Source organism: Methylocystis parvus (assembly GCF_049675845.1).
GTDB classification, from domain to species: Bacteria; Pseudomonadota; Alphaproteobacteria; order Rhizobiales; family Beijerinckiaceae; genus Methylocystis; species Methylocystis parvus_A.
Map to the genome: position 1 here is coordinate 4103943 of NZ_CP187161.1, position 22463 is coordinate 4126405.

Genomic DNA, 22463 nt, shown 5'->3' on the forward strand with positions numbered 1-22463 from the left:
GAAGCGCCAGAGATCATTCCTGATAGTCGTCCCGGTCCGAGCCCAGCGCCGAGGCGAGTCTCGGCTGCTCGTGCATCAGCGACTCCAGCACCTCGCCGACCAATTCCAGATGATTGCCGTAGCCAGAGAATTGGCGCCTCAAATCGGCGAGATAGGTGCTCGCCGCGTTGAGCCGGCGCGCGAGGAGGCGGGCGATGAGCCAGGACAGCTCGGGTTTCGTGGCGAGAAATGCGACGCCGTCGGTGACGACGTGAAGGCTTGTTTCGCCCACTGTCCGCACGGTCGCGGTATGGGGCGCATCCAATAAAGCCGACATCTCCCCGACGATGGAGCCGGGTTCATCCATCGTGGCGATCAAAGTCTCGCCGCGCAGGACTTCGAGGCAGCCGTCGGCGAGCGCGTAAAGACGACCGCTTTTTACGCCCTCCGACAGAATGACCGTCTTGTCGGGGAAAAGCTCGATTGGGACGTCGTTAAAATGCTCGAGAATCTGACGCATTTTCGCCTCCGCCGCCGGCGCGCGCATATCTGGGAAGGAGACATTTCGTATCGCGACTTGTCAATTCATTCCTGTGCGAGAGGCGCCGCGATACGGCCATTTTTCTGCTGGATTTTTCGTTTTTCGCCCGCGTGACAAGGGTCGACACATGCGAATTTTCGGACTCCTGGCCGCGCTGGCCATTGGCGTAACGCTGGGGGCCTGCGAGACGACCTCGCCCGCCCAGCAGCGCGCCGCCGACGAGACGCGTTGCAAGTCCTATGGCTTCAGGCGCGGCACCGACGCCTTTTCCAAGTGCCTGCTCGATGTCGATCTCGATCGTTCCGCCGACAGGCGCGCGAGCCGCGAGGCGCTTATGCTTTCCACTGGTCCCCGCTTCTATGGGGCGCCCTATTGGCGCTACTGGTGAGCTACACGCTGCAGCGAATGTGCTCTCGGACCAAGGGATAGATGTGGTTGTCCCAGCGCTTGCCATTGAAGACGCCATAATGCCCAACGCCTGCCTGCATGTGGTGCGACTTCATATAAGGCCGTAGGCCGCCGCACAGATCCTGCGCGGCGAGCGTCTGGCCGATGGCGCAGATGTCGTCCTTTTCGCCTTCCACCGTGAGCAGGAAGGTCTTCTTGATGGCGCGCGGTTCGACCTTTCGCCCCTTGAAGAACAGATTGCCTTCGGGAAGGGCATGTTTCTTGAACACGGCCTCGATCGTGTGGAGGTAAAATTCCGCGTCGAGATCCATGATTGCGAAATATTCCTCGTAGAAGGTGCGGATCTGGTCTGCCTTGGCGTCGTCGCCCTTCGCCCGGTGCTCGAAGAGGTCGATGAAGGCCTTGCGGTGCCGCTCCATATTCATGGACATGAAGGCCGAGAGCTGCACGAAGCCCGGATAGACGCGCCGCCCGACGCCCGGCAGGCCGCGCGGCACGGCGCTGATCATCTTCTCTCGAAACCATTCAATCGGCTTCGACGTCGCGAATTCGTTTACTTTCGTCGGGGAGACGCGCGTGTCGATCGGCCCGGCCATCAAGGTGAGGCTCGCGGGCTGGTCGGGATCGTTGTCCTGCGCCATCAGCGCTACGGCCGCGAGCGCCGGGACGGTCGGCTGGCAGACTGCGACGAGATGCGATTGCGGCCCCATGAATTTCAGAAAGTCGATAATGTGCTGGACGAAATCCTCGAAGCCGAAAGCCCCTTGATCGAGGGGGATGTCGCGCGGGTTATGCCAGTCCGTGACATAGACCTCGTGATCTCGCAGCAGCGTGCGGATCGTGCCGCGCAGCAGCGTCGCGAAATGTCCCGACATGGGCGCGACGAGCAAGACGCGCGGATCCTCCCTCGCGCCTGCGCGGGAAAAGCGAAGCAGCGTGCAAAAGGGCGTGGCCGTCACGGCTTCCTCCCTGATGCGGACCGTCTCGCCATTTTCGGTCGTGACCTCCGCAATTCCGTAATCCGGGCGCTTATGCGTGAAGCCGGCCAGCGCCACGACTTCGTGAAAAGCCTGCACCCCACGCAAGGGCGAAGCGAAGCGCATCGAGCCGACGAGGCTCAAGATGCGTTCATTGCTCGCCGCCGCGAGGCGGAACGGGTCGAGGAGGGCGGCATAGGCCTGATAAGCGTCATACATGCGCTGGAGTAGAACCCCTGGTTTCGCCAAGGGCTTCCGGAGCAAGGCCTGTGCCATGCGCTCAAGATAATGGCACATGACTTGCTGGGCGGCGATTGCACAATGGGGGTCTCATATGCCGGTCGCGACGCTCACCATCAGCAGCAAGAATTACTCTTCCTGGTCGCTTCGCGGCTGGCTGATGATGAAGCTCTCGGGCGTGCCTTTCGAGGAAGTGGTCGTCGATCCCGACGACGCCACGGCGCGCGAGGAAATCCTGCTCCTCTCGCCCTCCATCCTCGTGCCCTGCCTCACCTATGACGGCTTTCGCATCTGGGACACGCTGGCGATCGGCGAGTTCCTCAACGAGACGGCGCCCGAAGCGAAGCTTTTGCCTGAAGACCGCATGCGGCGCGCGCGCTGCCGGTCGATTTGCGGCGAGTTGCATTCGGGCTTCAACTCGCTTCGCTCGGCGCTGCCTATGAATCTCAAGGGACATTTCCCGAACTTCAAGGTCTGGTCCAAAGCGCAGGGCGACATTGCCCGCGTGACGCAAATCTGGCGGGAGTGCCTCGAGACGAGTGGCGGCCCCTGGCTGTTCGGGGAGATCTCGATCGCCGACGCCATGTATGCGCCCGTGGCGACGCGCTTTCGCACCTATGACGTCGCGCTGGACGACGTTTCGCAGGCCTATTGCGACCGCATCTTCGAATGGCCCGCGATGCAGGAGTGGATCGAGGCCGCGAAGATGGAAAAGGACGAGATCGAGGAGTTGGAGGTGGAGTTTTAAGGCTGACGCGGCAACCGTCGAAAACGCTCTCCCTTCGGAACCGCGCCCGATCGCCGTGGTTCTCTCCGCTCCAACGGAGAACCCTCATGGCGATGGAACAGGCTTCAGCCGCGCACGGCAGGGCGGCGCAGGCGCCTTCGGACATACCGACGCCCGGCTGGAAGGACATTTTTTCGCGTGTCTATGAGAACATTTCCGAGCACCGCATTCTCGCCATCGCGGCAGGCGTGACGTTTTACGCATTGCTGGCGATTTTTCCGGCCATCGCGGCTTTTGTCGCGCTGTACGGGCTCTTCGCCGACCCGACGACGATCAGCGCGCATCTGAATGCGCTTGGGGGCTTTATCCCGGCCGAGGGCCTGTCCATCATCAGCGACCAGATTCATCGCGTCGCGGCGCAGGGCGGCGCAAAGCTCGGCGCGGCCTCGATCATCGGCCTGCTCGTCTCGCTCTGGAGCGCCAACGCCGGCATGAAGGCGATCTTCGACGCGCTGAACGTCGTTTATCAAGAGCGGGAGAAGCGCGGCTTCTTCAAGCTCAACGCCGTGTCGCTCGCTTTCACGATCGCGGGCATGGCGCTCATCGCGATTGCGCTCGGGGCCATGGTCGTGCTGCCGCGGGCGCTCGAAGCGCTGAGCCTGCCGGCCGCGATCGAAACATGGGTCGCGTGGCTGCGCTGGCCCATCTTGCTCATTTTCGTTGCGGTCGCGATCTCCGTGGTTTTTCGCTTCGGGCCGAGCCGGGACAAGCCGCAATGGAAGTGGGTGAGCTGGGGCGGCGCGTTTGCGGCGGTGGGCTGGTTGATCGCGTCTTTGCTTTTCTCCTGGTATGCGGCCAATCTCGGCAAATTCAACGAGACCTACGGGTCGCTGGGGGCCGCGATCGGTTTCATGCTGTGGATGTGGGTGTCCGCCATCGTGCTTTTGACCGGCGCCGAGCTCAACGCAGAAATGGAGCATCAGACGGCCAAGGACACGACGACAGGACCGCCGCGCCCGCTGGGCGGACGCGGGGCGACGATGGCGGATACGGTCGGGCCGTCGCGTTCCTGATCAGCCCCACCAGAAGATCGTGGCGATGATGACATAGAGTCCGATCAGCGCGGCGCCGTCGACCATATCCGATTGTCCATCCACGGTGACGACGGTGACGACCATCACCGACAGGAACATGGCGGCGGCGAGGATCGGCGGGATCACGAGCGTGAAGGCGGCGCCGCCGATGCCGTAGCTCACCAGAACGAGGATCGGCACAACGACGACCGCGACCTGAAGCGCGCTGGCCAATACGACACTCACCGCGAGATCCGACTTCCCGGCGGCGGCGAGGCGGATGCCGACGACGTTCTCGATCGCGTTGCCGGCGATGGCGACGACGACGAGGCCCGCGAAAGTCTGGCTGATGCCGGCGGCGTCGATGGCCGGTTCCAGCGCCTCGACGAACCAGTCCGAGACCAGCACCGAGCCGGCGGCGCAGACGACGAGAACGCCGGTCGCCGTCCATAGCGGCCAGGCATGAGCGCGCGCATGCGCTTCTTTTGGAACGGCGCGCTGCCCCTGATCGAGCATCGCCTTGGTGAGGATCGCGAAGACGATGAGGAGAACGACCGCGCAAACGACGGCGAGGTCCTGCTCGTGCGATGCCGCTGGCAGATGCAGTTCGTTGGCGAGCGTCGGCAGCACGAGCGCCGAGACGGCGAGGAGCAACAGCGACGCGATCATACGCGGCGTCTGGCTCTCGAAATGCAGCACGCCATGCTTCCAGCCGCCGACGACGAAGGCGAGGCCGAGCACCAGCAGGACGTTGGCGAGAATGGAGCCGATCAGCGAGGCCTGCACCACCGTGACGAGGCCCGCCTGTAGCGAGAAGATGCAGACGAAGAGTTCGGGCAGGCTGCCGACGGCGGATTGCACCAGGCCGGTCACAGAGGGGCTCAGATGATTGCCGACCTGGTCCGTCGCCTCGCCGATGACATGAGCGACGCCGGCGAGCGCCAGGGCGCAGGCGAAAAAGCTCACGATCGGCCCCGCATGCATGAAATGCGCGCCGCCCGCGGCGCCCACCAGCGCCGCGGCGGCGCCCATGACAATCATTTCCTTACGATCAATCGCCGCCACGGGGTCGGTCCTTTCGAAGAATGAAGAATCATTATAGCCGAGGCGACGGCGCAGCGCGCGCTTCCGGCTCAGGTTGGCGCAGGGAGCCGAATATGTGAGATTCTGCCTGACGTTTGATGAACGACCACGCCCACGGCTAATTTGCCGGGTGGGAGGCGGGGCAGGCCGAGGTGATCTTCATGTTCAAGACCTTGTTTCGAATCGCCGGGCTCATGGCCGCGCTTTCAGCGGCCGCCCCCGCCTTGGCCGGTCCCCAGCCTTTCGCCTGCCGGCTGCGTGAGACCCTGGCGCCCCTGCCGGAACTCGCCACCTTCAGCGGCTATCGATGGATCGAATGCCGCGTGGTCGGCATGGAGGTCGCGGCGGTGGACGGCGTCGCCGTCAATAACGGCAACTGCCAGTCCTTTGATTACTGGTACGCCGGCCGCAGTTTCGTCGCCGGGGACGTCATCAACATTCCCTATGCCTGCATGAGTCCGGTGAGCGTCGCGATTCAGGCGAACGGGATTATCGCGACGATGCGTTTGCGCTAGGATATGGGAGCCGCGGAGAAGAAATGCGCCATCTCATCCTCATTGCCGGCCTGATCGGTCTCGCCGGGTGCAACAGCGCGTCGGGCGCGAAGAAGGCGGCGGAGCAGGAATATGCGGTCGGCTCCTATGAGCAATCCATGAGGGCTTATCAGATCTGCGCCGAACAGAACCCTGGCGACCCTGAAAAATGCAGCGCCCTGTCGCGAATGATGGAAGCCGACAGGAAGCGCTACGACAAGGATTCGCCTCCCCTCTGATCCGGCGCCGGCCTCTTCAGATCACCGCGATGGCCACATAGCAGAATTCGGCGCCCGCCTTTCCTTCGGCGTCGGGGAGGATGCCGAGAAAATCGCCGTTTCCATTCTGCATGGGCGGGACATCCCATTGCATTGTGTGCACGGCCCACTGGACCGTGGCGTCGAACCAGATCCAGCCCGAATTGCCGACGTCGTTGGTCGAATAGGCCAAGGCGAAGCGCGCCTGGTCGGCGTTGGCGGCCCGCGCGACGATCTTGACGACGATCCGGCGTCCGCTCGCCCGCGCTTCGACGGCGTCGGGGAGACGGATGCTGTAACCGCCGGTCGTGCCCCAGGAATGCGCGTCGGCGTCGCCGTTGGACAGGCGCAGGTAAGGGAGGCCGTTAGGCGTCTGGCCCTTGAACGCGACGATCGCCCGCGGGACTGCGAATGGCTTGAAATCTTGGTCGAATGCCCGAAAGTAAGCCGCTGCCTGCTCGAGCCAGGCGCTCTTTGTCGCCCCGCGCGATTCCTGCGCCATTCCCCATGCTCCTCGTCGCGGACATCCACCCTGTCCGGATTCGCCTCGCCGCGGCTGACCATATCCGAGGCTTCGCAAAAAAGCGTTATGATTTAACCACTTGTCATCCCAGGCGCTCGGGGCGGGCGACACTCCCGGCGCTTGAAAATGAACGCCCGCTCGTCGCAGGCGCGGGCGCGTCCGCGCGCGGAAATATTACGTCCTCTGTTGCGCATTGCCGACCTCAACACGGCGTCCGCCCAAGGACCAAAGATGTGAGGAAAGAGCTGAGAACTCTTCCGCTATACTTTCCACCAGGTTTTGGATGGCGTCGTTATGCTGCGCAAAAGCAAATGGAGAATGCGTGTGACGGGCGAAGGGGCGACCGTCTCTGCCCGCGCGTTGGAGGTCGACGGACGCTCGTTGAGGGGATGTTTTCACGAGAGGGGACACGGCCACGGCGCATGGGCAGAATTCGCGCCCGGCTTCGGTTATCCTGTGAACGTCAATCTGCGTGGTAGGTTGAAATTGTCGCGTGGCCTCGGATTGCCCGCCGGTCCATCACGCTCAGAAAGCGCTCGACCTCGACTCAAGTGTAGGCTTGCGTGAAGCGTCCGCACATGGCGAGGAGCGTATCGGTTAAGCTGAGACGCCGCTACGAGAAATCCGCGCGCCTGTCCGCCGCCGTCCGAACGCGCTTATCATGTAAGGTTTGGCGCAGCGCGTTATTGGCTACGCGTGCCGCTCGTAACCTGTTGGCGTTGTTGGCGCTCCCTAGGGGACTCGAACCCCTGTTTTCGCCGTGAGAGGGCGACGTCCTAGACCGCTAGACGAAGGGAGCGGGGAGCCGCTCTATAGACCGGCGGGGGCGTCTCGGCAAGGGGTTAAAACGCTTTCCGCAAACTTCGCCCGACTATTGCTGCGACGGCTGCATACGAAGCCCCGCTTTCGCGCGGCTTTTGGGCGTGATAGCCAACGAGCCGGATTATCGGAAATTCAGGACATGACCCAGACGCTCTCAAAAGAAGCGCCGCAGGCCCAGACGCTCGAAGCCTCGCTCTCCGCGCTCGGCCGCGCCGCCCGCAAGGCTGCACGCTCGGTCGCCCTTGCGCCGAGCAGCGCCAAGGACAAGGCGCTTCGCGCCGCCGCGGCGGAAATCCGGAGCCGGAAAGAGGCCATTCTCGCGGAGAACGCCCTGGATGTGGCGGACGCAAAGGCGCGTGGAACCGTCGGCTCCTTCATCGATCGGCTCACGCTTGATCCGGGGCGCGTGGAGGCCATTGCGCGCGGCGTGGAGGAGATCGCCGATCTTCCCGATCCGGTGGGTCGTCTTCTAGCGCGATTCGAGCGGCCGAACGGCCTCGTCATCGAGCGCGTCTCGACGCCGCTCGGCGTCATCGGGGTCATTTATGAAAGCCGTCCCAATGTGACGGCCGACGCGGGCGCCCTGTGCCTCAAAGCCGGCAACGCAGCGATCCTGCGCGGCGGCTCGGAGAGCCTGCGCTCGTCGCGCGCCATCCATGCGTGCCTCGTCGCCGGGCTGAAGGCGGCGGGGCTGCCCGAGGCGGCGATTTCCCTGATCGACACAGCCGACCGCGCCGCCGTCGGCGCCATGCTATCGGGGCTCGACGGCAATATCGACGTCATCGTGCCGCGTGGGGGCAAGAGTCTCGTCGCGCGCGTGCAGCATGAGGCGCGCGTGCCGGTCTTCGCGCATCTCGAAGGCATCGTGCATGTCTATGTCCACAAGGACGCCGATCTCGACATGGCGAAGCGCCTGCTGCTCAACGCCAAGATGCGCCGCACCGGCATTTGCGGCGCGGCCGAGACGCTGCTTGTCGATCGCGCCTGCGCGGATACGCATCTCGCGCCGCTCGTGGCGACGCTGATAGAGGCGGGTTGCGAGGTGCGCGGCGACGCGGCGACCCGGGCCGCCGACGGGCGCGTGAAGCCCGCGACGGAAGATGACTGGCGCGCTGAATATCTCGACGCCATCATCGCCGCGAAAGTGGTTGACGGGCTGGAGCAAGCGATCGACCATATCGAAACCTACGGCTCCCATCACACCGATTGCATCGTCACGAAGGACGACGCGATCGCGCAGCGCTTCATGAGCGAGGTCGACTCCGCCATCGTGCTGCACAACGCCTCGACGCAATTCGCCGATGGCGGCGAGTTCGGCTTCGGCGCCGAGATCGGCATCGCCACGGGCCGCATGCATGCGCGCGGGCCGGTGGGCGTCGAGCAGCTGACCTCGTTCAAATACAGGGTGCATGGCGCGGGGCAGGTGAGGACGTAGGCGCCGGAAGGCGGGCGGGACCTGGGTTCCCGTCCGGTTGCGTCCCTTCCCCCGTCAATTTTAGCAATCGGAGAGATATTGGCCGCGTCGATCAATATCCCGGTCTATAGCGACGCTCTCGTCGTCCTTGGCGCGGCCGGCGTGGTCGTGCCGCTCGTGCGTTACCTCGGGCTCAACCCCGTACTCGCCTATCTGGGCGCGGGAGCATTGCTGGGTCCGCACGGGCTGGGCGCCTTTATCGGACAAATCCCCGCGCTCTATTGGTTCACGGTGGTCGATGCGGAAAACGTCAGAGGGATCGCCGATCTCGGCGTCGTTTTCCTACTATTTCTCATTGGGCTGGAGTTGTCGTTCGATCGCCTGCTGTCGATGCGTCGGCTCGTGTTCGGTCTGGGCGGCCTGCAATTCGTCGTCACAGCCGCAGCGCTCTCCTTCCTGATCACGACATCGGGATATGTGGCGTCGGCCGCCGTCATCCTCGGATCGTGCCTTGCCCTTTCATCAACGGCGATCGTCCTTGAAATCCTTTCCGGGCAGGGGGCGCTGACGACGGGGACGGGGAGAGTCAGCTTCTCCATTCTGCTCGCGCAGGATTTGGCGGTGATTCCGATCCTGATGTTCATCTCCCTGCTCGGGACGCATACGGACGGCTCCCTGATGGCGAGCGTCGGCCACGCGTTTCTGAACGCGGCGGCCGCAATCGCCATCATTATCCTGGTCGGTCGCATGTTGCTGAGGCCTCTCTTCCGAATCGTGGGGGCCGTGCAATCCGCCGAGCTGCTCCTCGCGGCGACTTTGTTCGTCATCATCGGAACCGGCGTCCTCGCCGCGGTCGCCGGATTGTCCATGGCCCTCGGCGCCTTCCTCGTCGGGCTTTTGCTGGCGGAAACCGAGTATCGCAAAGCGGTCGAGGCGATCGTAGAGCCCTTCAAGGGGTTGTTGCTCGGCATCTTCTTCTTCACGGTAGGGATGGGGCTCGACGCAAGGGACGTCGCGCGCGACCCGCTGCCCATTGTGGCGGTTGTCATTGGCCTGATCGGCCTCAAGGCGGTTTTCATTGTCGTTTTGGCGCGTGCGTTCCGATTGCCCTGGCATGTCGCCATCGAGACCGGGCTTCTCCTGGGCCCAGGGGGCGAGTTCGCGTTTGTGGGCGTCGGAATGGCCGCCTCCATGGGGCTTCTCTCCACGGATATGTCTTCCTTCGCTGAAGTCGTGACGTCGCTGACGATGGTCCTCCTGCCCGCGCTGGCGGCCGTCACGCGTTCTCTCGGTCAGAAAGCCGGGTATTCGCGAAGGACTCATGAGTCTCCAGGGGTCGCGCCGCATCCGCAGCGCGGTCACGCGATTGTTGTTGGACATGGTCGAGTCGGAAAGGTCGTCATCTCCTTTCTCAGGGAACACAAGGTGGCCCATATCGCCACCGACAACGATCCGGACGCCGTGACGGAAGACAGGAACAAAGGGCTGGAGATCTATTTTGGAGACGCGCGACAGGCGGCGTTCTTGAACGCCTGCGGCGTCATGGACGCCTCAGCGGTCATCGTCACGGTAGGGGCTCAAGCGACAATCGATGCGATCGTGCTTCGTATTCGGGAGTTGAGGCCGGACATCCAGATCGTCGCGCGCGCCAGAGACACGGAGCATGCCAGGCATCTCTATGAGATCGGCGTGACCAACGCTGTTCCCGAGACCGTGGAAGCCAGTCTGCAAATATCCGAAGCCGCTTTGGTTGGGCTGGGAATCCCCATGGGGCTCGTGATCGCCTCCGTGCACGAAAAGCGCGACCAGTTCCGGGAGACGCTGAGGCAGGCCGCCAAGACAGCCGCCGAAAGCGTCGAGGTAGAGAAGGCGACGCCTGCGGAAGGGCGGCGCTTCCTTTCGAATTTGCCGATCCCTCGCCGAGCGCTGCTCGGGGTCTGGCGCCGGGTGTTCCTTTTCGGGCGCGCCAATCGCACGGCGAGTTAGGGGCGTCACTGGCGAGGCGCTCTTGATCTCGCCGGGCATTGCCCCGCATATCGGCCGATGACTTCCGCCCCCGTCAAACTCCCGCCCCATGCGCCCGGCATGCGCATCGGGCTTTTCGGCGGCTCTTTCGATCCGCCGCATGAAGGGCATGCGCTGGTTTCGAGCATCGCCTTGCGGCGGCTGCGGCTCGATCGGCTGTGGTGGCTCGTCTCGCCCGGCAATCCCCTGAAGGATACGAGCGGGCTCGCCTCGCTCGACGCGCGGATCGCGGCGGCGCGGCAGATCGCTCAGGATCCACGCATCGTCGTCACGGGGTTCGAGGCGGAGATAGGCTCGCGCTACACGGCGGATACGCTGCGTTTTCTGCACGCGCGCTGCCCGGGGGCGCGTTTCGTCTGGATTATGGGCGCCGACAATCTCCTGCAATTCCATCGCTGGCGGGATTGGGAGGAGATTTTGCGCACGACGCCGGTGGCGGTCATCGACCGGCCGGGCGCGACTTTGAAAGCCGCTAGCGCCAAGGCGGCGCTACGATTTCCGGACTCGCGTCTGGATGAGCGCGCGGCGGGTCTCATCACAAACGCGATTCCGCCTGCGTTGGTCTATCTGCATGGGCCGCGCAGCCCGTCTTCGTCGACGGAACTGCGCCGCAGGGCGGGCGGAAGCGGTCGCCTCGCGCTTACTTCCGGTCGAAAAGCGGAATGATCCAGCGCTTATAGGCCCAGAAGCTCGCGGGGATTCCGATGAAGATCGCGACCCACATCATCATCGAATTGTCGGTCGAGTTTTCGTAGAAGCTGCCGCCTTCCTGAACCGACTGCGTATAGGGGTTGCGCACGAAAAGCGTCAGCAGGAAGGAGCCGACGACGATGGCTCCGACGATGTAGAAGAAGCTCTTGGGGATATACAGCACCGGCTGCTGGTTCTGGCCCGGCTGTTTGTTCTGTTGGCCGTTATCTTTCGGTTCGTCGGTCATTTTTCGCTCCTGAGCGTTTCCTCGTGCCCTAATATGGGGCAGACCGCATGCTCGCGCCATAGACGGCCATCCGGGCCTTTCGTCGCGATTCTGCACCTTATGGGAGCGCCTCCCGGCGCGCAGCGGCGTTTCTCGCCAAAGAGCTGCCTTAAAGCAAAAAGTAACCTCGCTCGCGGCTCGCCTTTTGTTGAAATCTTCCGTGAAGGCTTGGGCTCTACCTTTGCGTTTCCTTTCGGGGCGGAATGGCAGCATGGCCAGATTTCCTTACGATTTCTCGACTTTATTGGAAGGGGCCTTGCAGTCGCTGCTTTGGAGCGCGGTGGGCTTCGCTGTCTGGTGGATCATGTTCCGCGCGCCCCTCGGCCGCCGAACCTTTCGGGCCGCAATCGTCGTCAACGCTCCCGTCGAGCGGGTCTGGTCGGCCTGCCTGCTCGAGCCTTCGCCGCCGGACGGCTGGAGCGGGGCGCTGGAGATCTCGGAGCAGGGATTTCTGGGCGAGCCGCCCGAGCGTCATCGCGCCCTGGTCAGGCATGGCGGCTCCGGTCCTTTCAAGGAGTCCGTCTGGCGGGTGAAGCAGCTGACGCCGGGCGTGTTCTACGAAGGCGAACAGATTTTGATGGAAGGAGCGGCTGTGGAGCCGGGCGACGCGGCGACCGTGACCTTGCGGCTGACGCCCCGCGAGACGTCGGTTCTGGCCGAATATCAGATGCGCCGCCTGGCGCGGGGCGTCTTCGGCCATCTCTATGCGCCCAGGGCAAATCAGCGTTTCCTGGCGCATGTGCGCGCCGAATGCGAGGGCGAAGAAGCCGGCGAGCATCCCGCCGTCGTGAGCCGCGTGGCGAGCTGGTTCATGGCCTTTCTGGCGTTCGCCGCCATTGTGCTGCTCTTCAGCGCCGGCAATTCCGAGCTTGTCGGAATGGCGGCCTTCCTCGGCTTCTTCCTGCAAATCGCGATCTGGTTGCATGAATACGGCCATCTCGCCGCCTTGCGGTGGTTCGGCCACAAGGAGGCGAGCTTCGTGATGGTGCCCCTTCTCGGCGGCGCCGCCATCAATGCGCGCCGGGCCAAGACGCGTTTCGAGGATGCGATGGTGGCGCTGATGGGGCCCGCGCTATCCGGCGCGGTCGTTCTCCTGTTGACGCCGCTCGTCCCCTGGGGGCTGCGTTTCTTCGACGTCGGCTGGGACGCCGTCGCCTTCGACTGGTCGCGGCCGGAAACGATCCGCACATGGGCGGGGCTTTGCGTGATCGCCTTTCTTGCGATGGCGATCCCGATCAATCTTTACAATCTGGTCCCGCTCGGACTGCTGGATGGCGGTCGCGTCGTCGCAGCCTTGGCCCGCGGCCGGCTGTCGGAGGCGTTGCTCACAGCGTCCATTTTCGGGACGCTCGCCTACGCCTTCGCCGGCTCCGCTGGCCCACGAGATCTGGGCGCGGCGCTGGCCTTCGTCGCAGTCGTCTGGGTCGTTGGCGAACTCACTTCTAACGAGGCGCACGACCACCTGCCGCCCATGAATGCAAGGGAGCGCTTCGCGACCGTCGCGCTCCTCGTGGTGACGCTCACCATTTATGTCGAAGCATCCCGCACGCTGACTCCGATGGTGCTGTCCGCGCTGAAGTCCGGGCTGGAGGGCGGCGTCGTGCAGACGCAGCAAGGTTTGGCGGACGCAAGCTGACGCCTTACGCCGCCGTCCCGAACACGTCATAGGCGTCGGCGCGGTCCACCTTGATCGACACGATGTCGCCCGGGCGCAGCGGGCGGCGGCATTCGACGAAGGCCGTGCCGTCGATCTCGGGGGCGTCGGCCTTGGTGCGGCCCTTGGCGAGCGCGCCGGAGAGGCCGCCGCCAGCCTCGTCGATGATGACCTGAAGGCGCTTGCCGACCTTGCGCTTCATCAGCCGCGCGCTGACCTGCTGCTGCTTCTCCATGAAGCGCTTCCAGCGGCTCTCCTTCACTTCGTCCGGGACGAGGGCGAGGCCGAGATCGTTCGCGGGGGCGCCGGCGACGGGCTCATATTTGAAGGCGCCGGCGCGGTCGATTTCCGCCTCATCCAGCCATTGCAGCAGCGTCTCGAAATCTTCCTCCGTCTCGCCGGGGAAGCCGACGATGAAGGTCGAGCGCAATGTGAGGTCGGGGCAGGCGGCGCGCCAGCTCTTGATGCGCGCCAACGTCTTTTCTTCATTGGCGGGGCGCTTCATGGCCTTCAGCACGTTGGGCGCGGCGTGCTGGAAGGGAATGTCGAGATAGGGCAGCACCTTGCCTTCCGCCATCAGCGCCATGACCTCGTCGACATGCGGATAGGGATAGACGTAATGCAGGCGGACCCAGGCGCCGAATTCGCCAAGCTCCCTGGCGAGATCGAGGAAGCGCGTGCGTACGGCGCGGTCCTGGAACTGACTTTCGGCGTAGCGCAGATCGCGGCCATAGGCGCTCGTATCCTGTGAGATGACGAGCAACTCCTTCACGCCGGCGCGCACGAGCTTCTCGGCCTCGCGCAGCACGTCGGCGGCGGGCCGGGAGACCAGTGGTCCGCGCAGATGCGGGATGATGCAGAAGGAGCAACTGTTGTCGCAGCCTTCCGAGATTTTCAGATAGGCGTAATGGCGCGGCGTGAGCTTGACGCCCTGCTCGGGCACGAGGTCGAGGAAGGGATCGTGCGCCGGCGGCACAGCGCGGTGCACGGCTTCGACCACGGTCTCATATTGCTGGGGGCCGGTGATGGCGAGAACGTCGGGGAAGCGCTCCGTTATCGCTTCGGGCTCGGCGCCCATGCAGCCCGTGACGATGACCTTGCCGTTTTCGGCGAGGGCGGCGCCGATGGCCTCCAGCGACTCCGCCTTGGCGCTGTCCAGGAAGCCGCAGGTGTTGACGACGACGACGTCCGCGCCTTCGTGGCGCCGCGCGAGCTCATAACCCTCCGCGCGGAGCCTTGTGACGATGCGCTCGCTGTCGACGAGCGCCTTGGGGCACCCGAGCGACACAAAGGAAACGCGCGGGGCGGTGGTCGGCTTCTGGTCTTCCTGCATCGCGCCGGATTGCCATGGCGCGACGCGGAAGGCAATCGGGACGATGGGGTTAAGCCGTGAGGGCGCCGACCAGGGCGTAGAGGGCGACGGCGGCGAAAACGAGGGCGTGGACCATGGACGCAAAACTCCTACGAACGCGCGGGGGAGGGGCGCGGCGGGACAAGATTTTTTCGGAAGCAGAAGGGCCGTCGGCGTTTGCCGTCGGCCTCCCGTTAATACTTTCCAGCCCCTTAAAAAAAGGTTTCAAAGCTTCGGGATCGAGCGGCTAAAAAAGCGGCGCCGCAGGCCAGCCGGCGCGGTTTCAGACGAATAGGTCCTTTTGAATCATTAGGTTGTGCGGCGCGGAAAAAACGGATTGCGCTTCCGGGGCGCGACACTATGAATAGCCCCGCCGGAGCCAGACCGCGCCAGGCGCGCGCCGCGGCTCGTTAACGCCCGTCTCTGCGTCAAGCCGACGCCGGCCTTTCAGGAAGACCCCGCCTTGCCGAATTCCATTGTTCTCGGAACAGGTTCCTACGCGCCCGAGCGTATTCTCACCAACGCCGATCTCGAGAAAATGGTCGCCACCAACGGCGAATGGATCGTCAGCCGCACCGGCATTCAGGAGCGCCATGTCGCAGCCGACCACGAGGCGACCTCCGACCTCGCCGCCAATGCCGGCCGCAAGGCGCTGGAATCCGCAGGCGTCGATCCGGCGACCGTGGACATGATCGTCGTCTGCACCGTCACGGGCGACACGCCGACGCCGTCCTGCGCGGCCTATGTTCAGCACCTTCTCGGCGCGACCAACGCCTTCTGCTTCGATCTCGGCGCCGCCTGCGCCGGCTCGCTCTATGGGCTGACCGTCGCCGACCAGTTCATCCGCAACGGCATGGCCAAGCGCGCCCTCGTCATCGGCGCGGAGACGCTGACCCGTTTCGTGGACTGGACCAATCGCGAGACCTGCGTGCTCTTCGGCGACGCGGCGGGCGCCATTCTGCTCGGCGCGACCGACGAGCCGGGCCGCGGCCTTCTCGCCACGACGCTGCGCACGGACGGGTCGATGACCGGCATTCTCGGCATTCCCGGCGGCGGCAGCCGGCTGCCGCTCTCGGAAGCGGTGCTGGCGGAAAAGGCCAACAAGATCAAAATGCGCGGCCGCGAGGTCTACAAGGTCGCGACCCGCCTTCTGCCGGAGGTGGTCGCGGATACGCTCGCCAAGGCGGGCCTCGCGCCCGGCGACGTCGATCATGTGATCTGCCATCAGGCCAATCAGCGCATCATCGAGTCCGCGCTCGACAATCTCGGAGTGCCTCGCGAGAAATGCTGGATAAATATCGACCGCTACGGCAACACGTCGAGCGCCTCCATGCCCATCTCGCTGGACGAGGCGAGCCGCGCCGGCAAGCTCAACAAGGGCGACGTCATCGCGATGATGGCGATCGGCGCCGGCATGACGTGGGGCGGGGCGGTCCTGCGCTGGTGACCGCCAAGACGGGGCGCCCGGGCTGCCCCGTCGGGGATCCAATACGGCAATACGCCGCCGCAACGCGGATCCCTTGGCTAAGAGTCTAGGGAGCCCGCAGAGCGAGAAAAGCGTGGCTGGGCGATTATTTGCAGCCAAGTTTCGCATGCTTTCGAGTTAAGTTCGATCAAACCTGCCCTTCCATGCGGACCGCGCTAGCCCTTTAGTTCCGACTAGTGTAGGCATTCTCGCCTATCGAGGGACGCATGAGCACGGACGCAGACGGTAAAAAGCGCGGCATGTTCGCCCGCCTCTTCGGCAAGGGCGGCCAGGAAACCAAGGCGGAGGCGCCGCAGCCGGAGACGGAAGAGGCTCCGAAGCGTTCCTGGTGGCAGCGGCTGACGGGCGGTCTCGCGCGCACCTCGCAGGCGATCAGCCAGGGCGTCGCCGACATTTTCACCAAGCGCAAGCTGGATGCGCTTACCCTCGAGGAGCTCGAGGACGTGCTGCTGCGCGCCGACCTTGGCGTCGGCGCCTCGTCGCGCATCACGCAGGCGGTCGGCAAGGCGCGCTACGACAAGGATATCGAGCCCGACGAAGTCCGCGCCATTCTGGCCCGCGAAGTCGAAGGCGTCCTCGACCCCGTCGCAAAGCCCTTTGAGATCGACGAGACGAAGAAGCCCTTCATCATCCTCGTCGTCGGCGTCAACGGCTCCGGCAAGACAACGACCATCGCCAAGCTCGCCTCCAAATGGACCGGGGAGGGCAAGAAGGTCGTGCTCGCGGCGGGAGACACGTTCCGCGCCGCCGCGGTCGAGCAGCTCAAGATCTGGGGCGCGCGCTTCGATTCCGAGGTCGTCGCCGGCAAGGAGGGGGCGGACGCCGCCGGCCTCGCTTTCGACGCCATCAACCGCGCGCGGGAAACCGGCGCCGACGTTCTGCTGATGGACACCGCCGGCCGCCTCCAGAACCGCGCGGAGCTGATGGCCGAGCTCGAAAAGATCGTCCGCGTGATGAAGAAGGCCGAGGCCGACGCGCCGCACGCCGTGCTGCTGGTGCTCGACGCCACGGTCGGCCAGAATGCGTTGCAGCAGGTCGAGATTTTCGGCCGCGTCGCCGGCGTCACCGGCCTTGTGATGACCAAACTCGACGGCACGGCGCGGGGCGGCATCCTCGTCGCCATCGCCGAGGCTTATGGCCTGCCGATCCACTATATCGGCGTCGGCGAGGGCCAGGACGATCTCGAACCCTTTACCGCCCGCGACTTCGCCCGTGCGATCGCAGGTCTGGGCGAAGACAACGAAACGGAAGCGCCGGAGGCGGCGCCGGAAAGCTGACTGGCATGACGCAGGAACCGACGACCCAGACCAAGCCTTTGGCGCAGCCGGCGGGGCAGAAGAAGAAACTCGATCCCTGGCTGAAAGTCGCCCTGGAACTCGGGCCGCTGATCGTCTTCTTCGTGGTCAACAGCAAATTCGGCATCTTCTACGCCACCGGCGTGCTGATGGCCGGCGTGGTCCTGACGCTCGCGGTCTCCTGGGCGATCACCAAGCACCTCCCGGCCATGCCGGTCGTCACCGCGATACTGGTGCTGGTCTTTGGCGGCCTGACGGTTTTCCTGCAGAACGAGACCTTCATCAAGCTGAAGGTCACGATCCTCTACTCGATGTTCGGCGCGGCGCTCATCGGCGCGCTTTATTTCGGGAAGCTGTTGCTGCCGATCGTCTTCGACATGGCGATCCATATTTCCGACGAAGGCTGGCGAAAGCTGACCTGGCGCTGGGGCCTGTTCTTCTTCTTCCTCGCCGGACTGAACGAAGTCGTCCGCCGCATCCTGACGACCGACGACTGGGTGAACTTCAAGGTCTTCGGCATTCTGCCGCTGACGATCCTCTTCGCCATCGCCCAGGCGCCGCTGATCATGAAACACGAGATTCCGGCGGAGGAAGAGGACGCCGAGTCTCATTTCTAGCATCAGCCGGGCGCTCGACTCGCAACGGCGTCGGATTGTGCTAGCTTCCCTTTATTGATCAAGCCGATCCTTTCGGCCGAAAGGGAGTGAGCCGATGCGTTATTTTCTCGCCGCGATCCTCGTTTGCGCCATCGGCGCGCCGCCTGCGGTTGCGCTGCCGACCGTGAACCCCGGCGCGCTGTCGCTCTCGAAGGGCGGCTCGGTTGTCCAGGTCGCGAAGCGCAGCGCCAGCAAGCCGCAGGCGAAAAAGAGCAAGAGCAGCGGCGGCGGCGACGGCGGGATCCATCCGCTCGTCGGCAGCGGCGGATACTGAGCTTCTTTCCCGAGATAATCCTTTGCCGTCGCGCTTCTGCGCGACGGCTCTCATGCTCGCCCGCGCCTCCGGCGCTCCTCCCGGCGCTTTGCCGCTCTGGCGTCGGCAACCCTTCCTTCATCATTAATATTCACCTGCGCCTAACCAAGTATTCCTTGCCTTTCCTAATTGATAACCACGAGAAATGCTTACGATTTACCGTAAAAATTAGCCGTATATGATGATAACCGTCATCAATCGCGTGGACCCCAAGCAACGTCGCGCGCAGAAGCGGTTTTTCTCATGTCCAAGCCCGTATTTGTCCGTCTCTCGGCCTCGGTCGCCTTTGCAGCGCTTCTTCTCGGTCCGGCGCAGGCCAATCCCGTCATCTCGGCCGCGCCGGGCTATGGCGGCTATTATCCAGAGCAGAGCGCGCTTGGCGGCGGCCTGATCGAGGCGCTCGTCGGCGAGCCGGGGCCGGTGCGCTACGCGACGCCGCCCGCCGCGCATCCGCACCCGGGCGCGCATTACGCCGCCTATGCGCCGCAGCCGGCGGACGTGCAGCGCGCGGTCGATCCGATGTATATGCGCGCCGAGGTCGACTATAGCGGGTCGGAGGGGCCCGGCACGATCGTCGTCGATACGCCGAACAAGTTCCTCTATCTCGTCCATGGCCGGGGCAGGGCCACGCGCTACGGCATCGGCGTGGGCCGGCCTGGCTTTGAGTGGTCGGGCGTGAAGACGATCAGCCGCAAGGCCGAGTGGCCCGATTGGACGCCGCCCTCGGAAATGCTGGCGCGGCGCCCCGATCTGCCGCGTCACATGGAAGGCGGCCCCGCCAATCCGCTCGGCGCCCGCGCGATGTATCTCGGCGGTTCGCTCTATCGCATCCACGGCACGAACGAGCCGCACACGATCGGCCAGAACGTCTCCTCCGGCTGCATCCGCATGATGAACGACGACGTGGTCGATCTTTACAATCGCGTCCCGGTGGGCACGCGAGTCGTTGTCCGTTGACAAGCGCGCGCCGCGCCCGAAGCGCCGGTTGCAAAAGCCGGCGCTTCGGGCGATAGCTGGATCACGGTCTTTGTCGAAGAGTCTCTTCCTTGCCGAGTCTTCTCCGCTTCCTCGCCATCGTGGCGACTATCGTCGCGCTTGTTTACGGCGCAATGCTTGCGGTCGTCTCTTTCGTGACGCCGCAGCCGCGCGAAATGACCTATACGATCCCTGCGCAGCGCCTCAACAAGTGAGGCGCGCGCCATGAGCGCCGCCGCCCATCGCCTGCTCGACGCCTTTCTCGACATGCTTGCGGCCGAGCGGGGCGCCGCGCTTAACACGCAGGACGCCTATCGGCGGGACCTTTCCGACTACGTCTCTTTTCTGAAGAGCATACGCTGTGGCCCGGGCGATGTGACGACCGACGGCCTGCGCGCCTATCTCGCCGATCTCGATACGCGCGGCATGTCGACCGCGACCGTGGCGCGCCGCGTTTCAGCGCTGCGCCAGTTCCACAAATTCCTCTATGTCGACCGCCATCGCGCCGACGACCCCGCCGCCGCGCTCGAAGGGCCGCGCATGGTCAGGAGCGCGCCGGGCGTGATGTCGGTCGACGAGGTGGACCGGCTGCTCGCCACGGCGCGTGAGGGGATCGACGACGAGAAGCGCCCGCTGCGCGAGCGGCTGAAAGCCGCGCGGCTCTATGCGTTGCTGGAGACGCTGTACGCGACCGGCCTGCGCGTCTCGGAACTGGTGTCCTTGCCGAAAAGCGCGGCGCGGGCGCGCGATCCCTTCATCACCGTGAAGGGGAAGGGCGGGCGCGAGCGCCTCACGCCCTTGACCGACGGCGCGCGCCGCGCGCTTGGCGACTATCGCAAGCTGCTCGAAGCGGCTTCTCCCGGCCTTGCCGAAGGGCCCTTTCTTTTCCCGGCGGACAGCGAAAGCGGTCATCTTACCCGCCAGGCCTTCGCACGCGAACTAAAGGCCCTGGCCGTCGCCTCGGGACTTTCGGCGGCGCAGGTCCATCCGCATGCCCTCCGCCACGCCTTTGCGAGCCATCTTCTGCAAAACGGCGCGGATTTGCGCGTGGTGCAGGAACTGCTCGGCCATGCCGACATCTCCACGACGCAAATCTACACCCATGTTCTGGACGAACGGATGCGCGCCATGGTTCGCGACCTGCATCCGTTGTCGGACTCTCGGTAAGCGATAGTTCACCTAAAATATACGCGTATAAGAAGAAAACAGCTTTGTTAAAAGTATTCGGACGCAGATCTCCAAGCATATCCTCCAGTCGTTGAAAATCCCGGCACAGCCTGAGGTTGTCCGCGAATCCTCCATCGGATTCCAAGGAGTAGAGGCGGGAGCTAGACCGCGCGTCGGGGCAGGCGCCCGGCGGCTAACCTCAAGGCCCCATTCTGGAAGTTAAACTTCTCAGCTCTGTTGATAACCTTTTTTTATTGCGGTATGGCATTGGTTAACGTATGGTCCGGGTGGACGTTATTACCAGTGGGGCAAGTAAGGATATGGCCGTTAATACAACTACGGGCTTCAGGCCCGATCAGGAAAATGTTGTTTACATTGGCGCTGGCGTTACGCTGAAGGGCGAGATTTCCGTCCCCGATCTGATCGTCGTCGACGGAACGGTCGAAGGCGACGTCACGGCGCGCGTCGTTTGCGTTGGCCAGTCCGGCGTGATCAGCGGCAATATCGCCGCGACCGAGGCCGACATCAGCGGCTGGATCACCGACCACATTGAAATCAAGCAGCTTCTGATCGTCCGCTCAACCGGCCGCGTCGAAGGCCGCGTCATGTATGGCGAGATCGAGCTGGAGAAGGGCGCGGTCGTAACGGGCGACCTGTCGGCCACCGACGATTACCGCGCCGTCGCCAAGCCGGTCGCGCAGGGCAAGGCCGCCGTGCAGGAGCGCGTCGAGATCGCCGCTCCTGCGGCGCCCGTCGCCAAGAGCGGCAATTCGCTCGACCGCCTCAACGACGCCGTCCGCGCGGCCAAGAGCGGCGCCGCGAAGCCGTCCGTCTATCTCGCCACGGAGAGCGAGCCCCAACGTCGCAACGTCCTGCGCGCCCCGCTATCGAGCCGCCGCGTCTCCGCCTGAGCGGCGACCAGAGCAAACGAATTACGGACGCCCGCCTTCATGGAGAAGGCGGGCGTTTCTTTTTTGCGGCGCCCTGTTTCCTCCTTCCGAGCAATGACCCGGCGCGGACCCTCCGCGCCGTCGCTGCGGCCCTATGTAAATTCGGTCGAGTAATGCGTCGGAGTTCACGTCATGGCCGAGTCGGCGCGCACCTTCTGGAAGGGCCATCTGCGCCTTGCCCTCGTGTCGATCCCCGTCCGGCTGGTCGCGGCCGAGAAGGCCGAGTCCGAGATCCGCTTCCATCAGGTCGACCGCAATTCCAAGCAGCGGATCCGCTATCTCAAGGTCGCGCCGGGCAAGGGCGAGGTGAAGAAAGAGGACATCGTCCTCGGCTATGAGGTCGAGCCGGGCAACTACGTCTTCATGGAAGACGAAGAGCTGGATTCGCTGAAGCTCTCCTCGCGCCACACGATCGAACTTTCGCAATTCGTCGACGCCGACGAAATCGAGCCGCTTTATTTCAACCGGCCCTATTACGTGCTGCCGGACGGGGAGGTCGCGGAGGAAGGCTATCGCGTGCTGCGAGACGCCCTCTGGTCAAAGCATAAGGTCGGCATCGGGCAGCTCACCTTGCGGGGGCGCGAGAATTTGGTTGCGCTTTTCCCCGTCGGCGAAGGGCAGGGGCTCGTGCTCGATACGCTCCGCTACGAGAGCGAATTGAAGAACGCCGACGAGATCTTCTCGTCCATCGGGCGGGAGAAGCCGCGCGAAGACATGGTGCAGATGGCGGAGGATCTCATCGAGCGCCGGAGCGAACCGTTCGACGCCGCGAAGTTCCGCAATCATTATGCCGAGGCGCTGCGCGATCTCGTGAAGGCGAAGCTCGGTCGCGGCGAGACCGTGCCCGTGGAGGAGCAGGCCGAGCCGGGCGCCAAGGTGCTGGACTTCATGGAGGCGCTGAAGCGCTCGGTCGCGGCGAGCGGCGGCGGCGAGGCGCCCCCCGAACCGCCGAAAAAGGGCAGGGCCCCCGCGAAGAAGGCAGCTCCCGCCAAGTCTTCCAAAAGCTCGAAGGCTCCGGCGCGGCGGCGGGCGTAAATC

At 64.3% G+C, this 22463-nt stretch carries 24 protein-coding genes and 1 tRNA gene; 18 read left to right on the top strand and 7 right to left on the bottom strand.

The window, feature by feature from the left end:
- Nucleotides 1–13: 13 nt before the first annotated feature.
- Entirely contained in the window at nucleotides 14–499 is a 486-nt protein-coding gene (locus ACPFMJ_RS21105) for a Crp/Fnr family transcriptional regulator (RefSeq protein ID WP_424361834.1), read from the bottom strand.
- A 148-nt stretch (nucleotides 500–647) separates the two neighbouring features.
- On the opposite strand from ACPFMJ_RS21105, the gene ACPFMJ_RS21110 reads away from it, so the two are divergent.
- Nucleotides 648–908 (top strand): hypothetical protein, encoded by a 261-nt coding sequence (locus ACPFMJ_RS21110; RefSeq protein ID WP_424361835.1) that lies wholly within the window; start codon nucleotides 648–650, stop codon nucleotides 906–908.
- 1 nt (nucleotide 909) lies between these two features.
- On the opposite strand, the gene ACPFMJ_RS21115 is transcribed toward ACPFMJ_RS21110, so the two are convergent.
- Nucleotides 910–2124, bottom strand: coding sequence for a polyhydroxyalkanoate depolymerase (locus ACPFMJ_RS21115; protein ID WP_424361836.1), 1215 nt, complete (start codon nucleotides 2122–2124; stop codon nucleotides 910–912).
- A 115-nt stretch (nucleotides 2125–2239) separates the two neighbouring features.
- Here ACPFMJ_RS21115 and ACPFMJ_RS21120 point away from each other — a divergent pair, with 115 nt between their 5' ends.
- Together ACPFMJ_RS21120 and ACPFMJ_RS21125 are read left to right on the top strand one after the other, a co-directional pair.
- The gene (locus tag ACPFMJ_RS21120) at nucleotides 2240–2893 is read left to right on the top strand and encodes a glutathione S-transferase family protein (protein WP_424361837.1); all 654 of its coding nucleotides are present in this window, start codon (nucleotides 2240–2242) and stop codon (nucleotides 2891–2893) included.
- 86 nt (nucleotides 2894–2979) lie between these two features.
- The gene (locus tag ACPFMJ_RS21125; protein WP_424361838.1) at nucleotides 2980–3945 is read left to right on the top strand and encodes a YihY/virulence factor BrkB family protein; all 966 of its coding nucleotides are present in this window, start codon (nucleotides 2980–2982) and stop codon (nucleotides 3943–3945) included.
- Here the strand turns inward: ACPFMJ_RS21125 and ACPFMJ_RS21130 are convergent, their stop codons facing one another.
- A complete protein-coding gene (locus ACPFMJ_RS21130; RefSeq protein ID WP_424361839.1) occupies nucleotides 3946–5010 on the bottom strand; it encodes a sodium:proton exchanger in 1065 nt (354 codons plus the stop codon). It lies immediately after the preceding gene.
- A 179-nt stretch (nucleotides 5011–5189) separates the two neighbouring features.
- Here ACPFMJ_RS21130 and ACPFMJ_RS21135 point away from each other — a divergent pair, with 179 nt between their 5' ends.
- Together ACPFMJ_RS21135 and ACPFMJ_RS21140 are read left to right on the top strand one after the other, a co-directional pair.
- The gene (locus tag ACPFMJ_RS21135; protein ID WP_424361840.1) at nucleotides 5190–5543 is read left to right on the top strand and encodes a hypothetical protein; all 354 of its coding nucleotides are present in this window, start codon (nucleotides 5190–5192) and stop codon (nucleotides 5541–5543) included.
- A 23-nt stretch (nucleotides 5544–5566) separates the two neighbouring features.
- Nucleotides 5567–5800 carry a hypothetical protein gene (locus ACPFMJ_RS21140; protein WP_424361841.1) on the top strand — a complete coding sequence of 78 codons (234 nt, stop codon included), beginning with the start codon at nucleotides 5567–5569 and terminating at the stop codon, nucleotides 5798–5800.
- 16 nt (nucleotides 5801–5816) lie between these two features.
- Here the strand turns inward: ACPFMJ_RS21140 and ACPFMJ_RS21145 are convergent, their stop codons facing one another.
- Nucleotides 5817–6320, bottom strand: a complete 504-nt coding sequence (locus tag ACPFMJ_RS21145) for a hypothetical protein (protein ID WP_424361842.1) — start codon at nucleotides 6318–6320, stop codon at nucleotides 5817–5819.
- A gap of 744 nt (nucleotides 6321–7064) precedes the next feature.
- Nucleotides 7065–7140: transfer RNA gene (locus tag ACPFMJ_RS21150), tRNA-Glu, on the bottom strand.
- A 162-nt stretch (nucleotides 7141–7302) separates the two neighbouring features.
- Between ACPFMJ_RS21150 and ACPFMJ_RS21155 the strand changes: the two genes are divergently transcribed.
- The 3 genes from ACPFMJ_RS21155 to ACPFMJ_RS21165 all read left to right on the top strand — a co-directional run bounded on the left by ACPFMJ_RS21155 (nucleotide 7303) and on the right by ACPFMJ_RS21165 (nucleotide 11268).
- Nucleotides 7303–8598, top strand: coding sequence for a glutamate-5-semialdehyde dehydrogenase (locus ACPFMJ_RS21155; RefSeq protein ID WP_424361843.1), 1296 nt, complete (start codon nucleotides 7303–7305; stop codon nucleotides 8596–8598).
- Nucleotides 8599–8676: 78 nt separating this feature from the next.
- On the top strand, nucleotides 8677–10563 hold the full coding sequence (locus ACPFMJ_RS21160) for a cation:proton antiporter (RefSeq protein ID WP_424361844.1): 1887 nt from the start codon (nucleotides 8677–8679) through the stop codon (nucleotides 10561–10563).
- Between the two features lie 57 nt (nucleotides 10564–10620).
- Nucleotides 10621–11268, top strand: a complete 648-nt coding sequence (locus ACPFMJ_RS21165; protein WP_424361845.1) for a nicotinate-nucleotide adenylyltransferase — start codon at nucleotides 10621–10623, stop codon at nucleotides 11266–11268.
- Here the strand turns inward: ACPFMJ_RS21165 and ACPFMJ_RS21170 are convergent.
- On the bottom strand, nucleotides 11243–11539 hold the full coding sequence (locus ACPFMJ_RS21170; protein WP_424361846.1) for a hypothetical protein: 297 nt from the start codon (nucleotides 11537–11539) through the stop codon (nucleotides 11243–11245). The two genes, ACPFMJ_RS21165 and ACPFMJ_RS21170, sit on opposite strands and share 26 nt — an antisense overlap.
- Before the next feature lie 250 nt (nucleotides 11540–11789).
- On the opposite strand from ACPFMJ_RS21170, the gene ACPFMJ_RS21175 reads away from it, so the two are divergent.
- A complete protein-coding gene (locus tag ACPFMJ_RS21175; protein ID WP_424361847.1) occupies nucleotides 11790–13214 on the top strand; it encodes a hypothetical protein in 1425 nt (474 codons plus the stop codon).
- Between the two features lie 4 nt (nucleotides 13215–13218).
- On the opposite strand, the gene rimO is transcribed toward ACPFMJ_RS21175, so the two are convergent.
- Nucleotides 13219–14565, bottom strand: a complete 1347-nt coding sequence (gene rimO / locus ACPFMJ_RS21180) for a 30S ribosomal protein S12 methylthiotransferase RimO (protein WP_424361848.1) — start codon at nucleotides 14563–14565, stop codon at nucleotides 13219–13221.
- A 481-nt stretch (nucleotides 14566–15046) separates the two neighbouring features.
- On the opposite strand from rimO, the gene ACPFMJ_RS21185 reads away from it, so the two are divergent.
- The 9 genes from ACPFMJ_RS21185 to ACPFMJ_RS21225 all read left to right on the top strand — a co-directional run bounded on the left by ACPFMJ_RS21185 (nucleotide 15047) and on the right by ACPFMJ_RS21225 (nucleotide 22460).
- Nucleotides 15047–16030, top strand: a complete 984-nt coding sequence (locus ACPFMJ_RS21185) for a beta-ketoacyl-ACP synthase III (protein ID WP_424361849.1) — start codon at nucleotides 15047–15049, stop codon at nucleotides 16028–16030.
- 245 nt (nucleotides 16031–16275) lie between these two features.
- Nucleotides 16276–17346, top strand: a complete 1071-nt coding sequence (ftsY, locus tag ACPFMJ_RS21190) for a signal recognition particle-docking protein FtsY (RefSeq protein WP_424361850.1) — start codon at nucleotides 16276–16278, stop codon at nucleotides 17344–17346.
- A 5-nt stretch (nucleotides 17347–17351) separates the two neighbouring features.
- Nucleotides 17352–17981: a septation protein A gene (locus tag ACPFMJ_RS21195; protein WP_424361851.1), complete on the top strand. Its 630-nt coding sequence runs from the start codon at nucleotides 17352–17354 to the stop codon at nucleotides 17979–17981.
- A 94-nt stretch (nucleotides 17982–18075) separates the two neighbouring features.
- Nucleotides 18076–18294, top strand: coding sequence for a hypothetical protein (locus ACPFMJ_RS21200; RefSeq protein WP_424361852.1), 219 nt, complete (start codon nucleotides 18076–18078; stop codon nucleotides 18292–18294).
- Between the two features lie 282 nt (nucleotides 18295–18576).
- Complete coding sequence (locus tag ACPFMJ_RS21205; RefSeq protein WP_424361853.1) at nucleotides 18577–19290, top strand: L,D-transpeptidase; 714 nt, start codon at nucleotides 18577–18579, stop codon at nucleotides 19288–19290.
- 89 nt (nucleotides 19291–19379) lie between these two features.
- Nucleotides 19380–19523, top strand: coding sequence for an oxidoreductase (locus ACPFMJ_RS21210; protein ID WP_424361854.1), 144 nt, complete (start codon nucleotides 19380–19382; stop codon nucleotides 19521–19523).
- Nucleotides 19524–19533: 10 nt separating this feature from the next.
- Nucleotides 19534–20475, top strand: coding sequence for a tyrosine recombinase (locus ACPFMJ_RS21215; protein ID WP_424361855.1), 942 nt, complete (start codon nucleotides 19534–19536; stop codon nucleotides 20473–20475).
- 320 nt (nucleotides 20476–20795) lie between these two features.
- Nucleotides 20796–21386, top strand: coding sequence for a bactofilin family protein (locus tag ACPFMJ_RS21220; protein ID WP_424361856.1), 591 nt, complete (start codon nucleotides 20796–20798; stop codon nucleotides 21384–21386).
- A 171-nt stretch (nucleotides 21387–21557) separates the two neighbouring features.
- Nucleotides 21558–22460, top strand: a complete 903-nt coding sequence (locus tag ACPFMJ_RS21225; RefSeq protein WP_424361857.1) for a Ku protein — start codon at nucleotides 21558–21560, stop codon at nucleotides 22458–22460.
- Nucleotides 22461–22463 lie beyond the last annotated feature (3 nt).

Coding starts and splice junctions, on each gene's coding strand:
- ACPFMJ_RS21110 (WP_424361835.1), top strand. CDS start 648: ATGCGAATTTTCGGACTCCTGGCCGCGCTGGCCATTGGCGTAACGCTG.
- ACPFMJ_RS21175 (WP_424361847.1), top strand. CDS start 11,790: ATGGCCAGATTTCCTTACGATTTCTCGACTTTATTGGAAGGGGCCTTG.
- ACPFMJ_RS21225 (WP_424361857.1), top strand. CDS start 21,558: ATGGCCGAGTCGGCGCGCACCTTCTGGAAGGGCCATCTGCGCCTTGCC.
- ACPFMJ_RS21205 (WP_424361853.1), top strand. CDS start 18,577: ATGTCCAAGCCCGTATTTGTCCGTCTCTCGGCCTCGGTCGCCTTTGCA.
- ACPFMJ_RS21125 (WP_424361838.1), top strand. CDS start 2,980: ATGGCGATGGAACAGGCTTCAGCCGCGCACGGCAGGGCGGCGCAGGCG.
- ftsY (WP_424361850.1), top strand. CDS start 16,276: ATGAGCACGGACGCAGACGGTAAAAAGCGCGGCATGTTCGCCCGCCTC.
- ACPFMJ_RS21165 (WP_424361845.1), top strand. CDS start 10,621: ATGACTTCCGCCCCCGTCAAACTCCCGCCCCATGCGCCCGGCATGCGC.
- ACPFMJ_RS21220 (WP_424361856.1), top strand. CDS start 20,796: ATGGCCGTTAATACAACTACGGGCTTCAGGCCCGATCAGGAAAATGTT.
- ACPFMJ_RS21145 (WP_424361842.1), bottom strand. CDS start 6,320: ATGGCGCAGGAATCGCGCGGGGCGACAAAGAGCGCCTGGCTCGAGCAG.
- ACPFMJ_RS21135 (WP_424361840.1), top strand. CDS start 5,190: ATGTTCAAGACCTTGTTTCGAATCGCCGGGCTCATGGCCGCGCTTTCA.
- ACPFMJ_RS21115 (WP_424361836.1), bottom strand. CDS start 2,124: ATGTATGACGCTTATCAGGCCTATGCCGCCCTCCTCGACCCGTTCCGC.
- ACPFMJ_RS21120 (WP_424361837.1), top strand. CDS start 2,240: ATGCCGGTCGCGACGCTCACCATCAGCAGCAAGAATTACTCTTCCTGG.
- rimO (WP_424361848.1), bottom strand. CDS start 14,565: ATGCAGGAAGACCAGAAGCCGACCACCGCCCCGCGCGTTTCCTTTGTG.
- ACPFMJ_RS21215 (WP_424361855.1), top strand. CDS start 19,534: ATGAGCGCCGCCGCCCATCGCCTGCTCGACGCCTTTCTCGACATGCTT.
- ACPFMJ_RS21155 (WP_424361843.1), top strand. CDS start 7,303: ATGACCCAGACGCTCTCAAAAGAAGCGCCGCAGGCCCAGACGCTCGAA.
- ACPFMJ_RS21200 (WP_424361852.1), top strand. CDS start 18,076: ATGCGTTATTTTCTCGCCGCGATCCTCGTTTGCGCCATCGGCGCGCCG.
- ACPFMJ_RS21170 (WP_424361846.1), bottom strand. CDS start 11,539: ATGACCGACGAACCGAAAGATAACGGCCAACAGAACAAACAGCCGGGC.
- ACPFMJ_RS21195 (WP_424361851.1), top strand. CDS start 17,352: ATGACGCAGGAACCGACGACCCAGACCAAGCCTTTGGCGCAGCCGGCG.
- ACPFMJ_RS21105 (WP_424361834.1), bottom strand. CDS start 499: ATGCGTCAGATTCTCGAGCATTTTAACGACGTCCCAATCGAGCTTTTC.
- ACPFMJ_RS21140 (WP_424361841.1), top strand. CDS start 5,567: ATGCGCCATCTCATCCTCATTGCCGGCCTGATCGGTCTCGCCGGGTGC.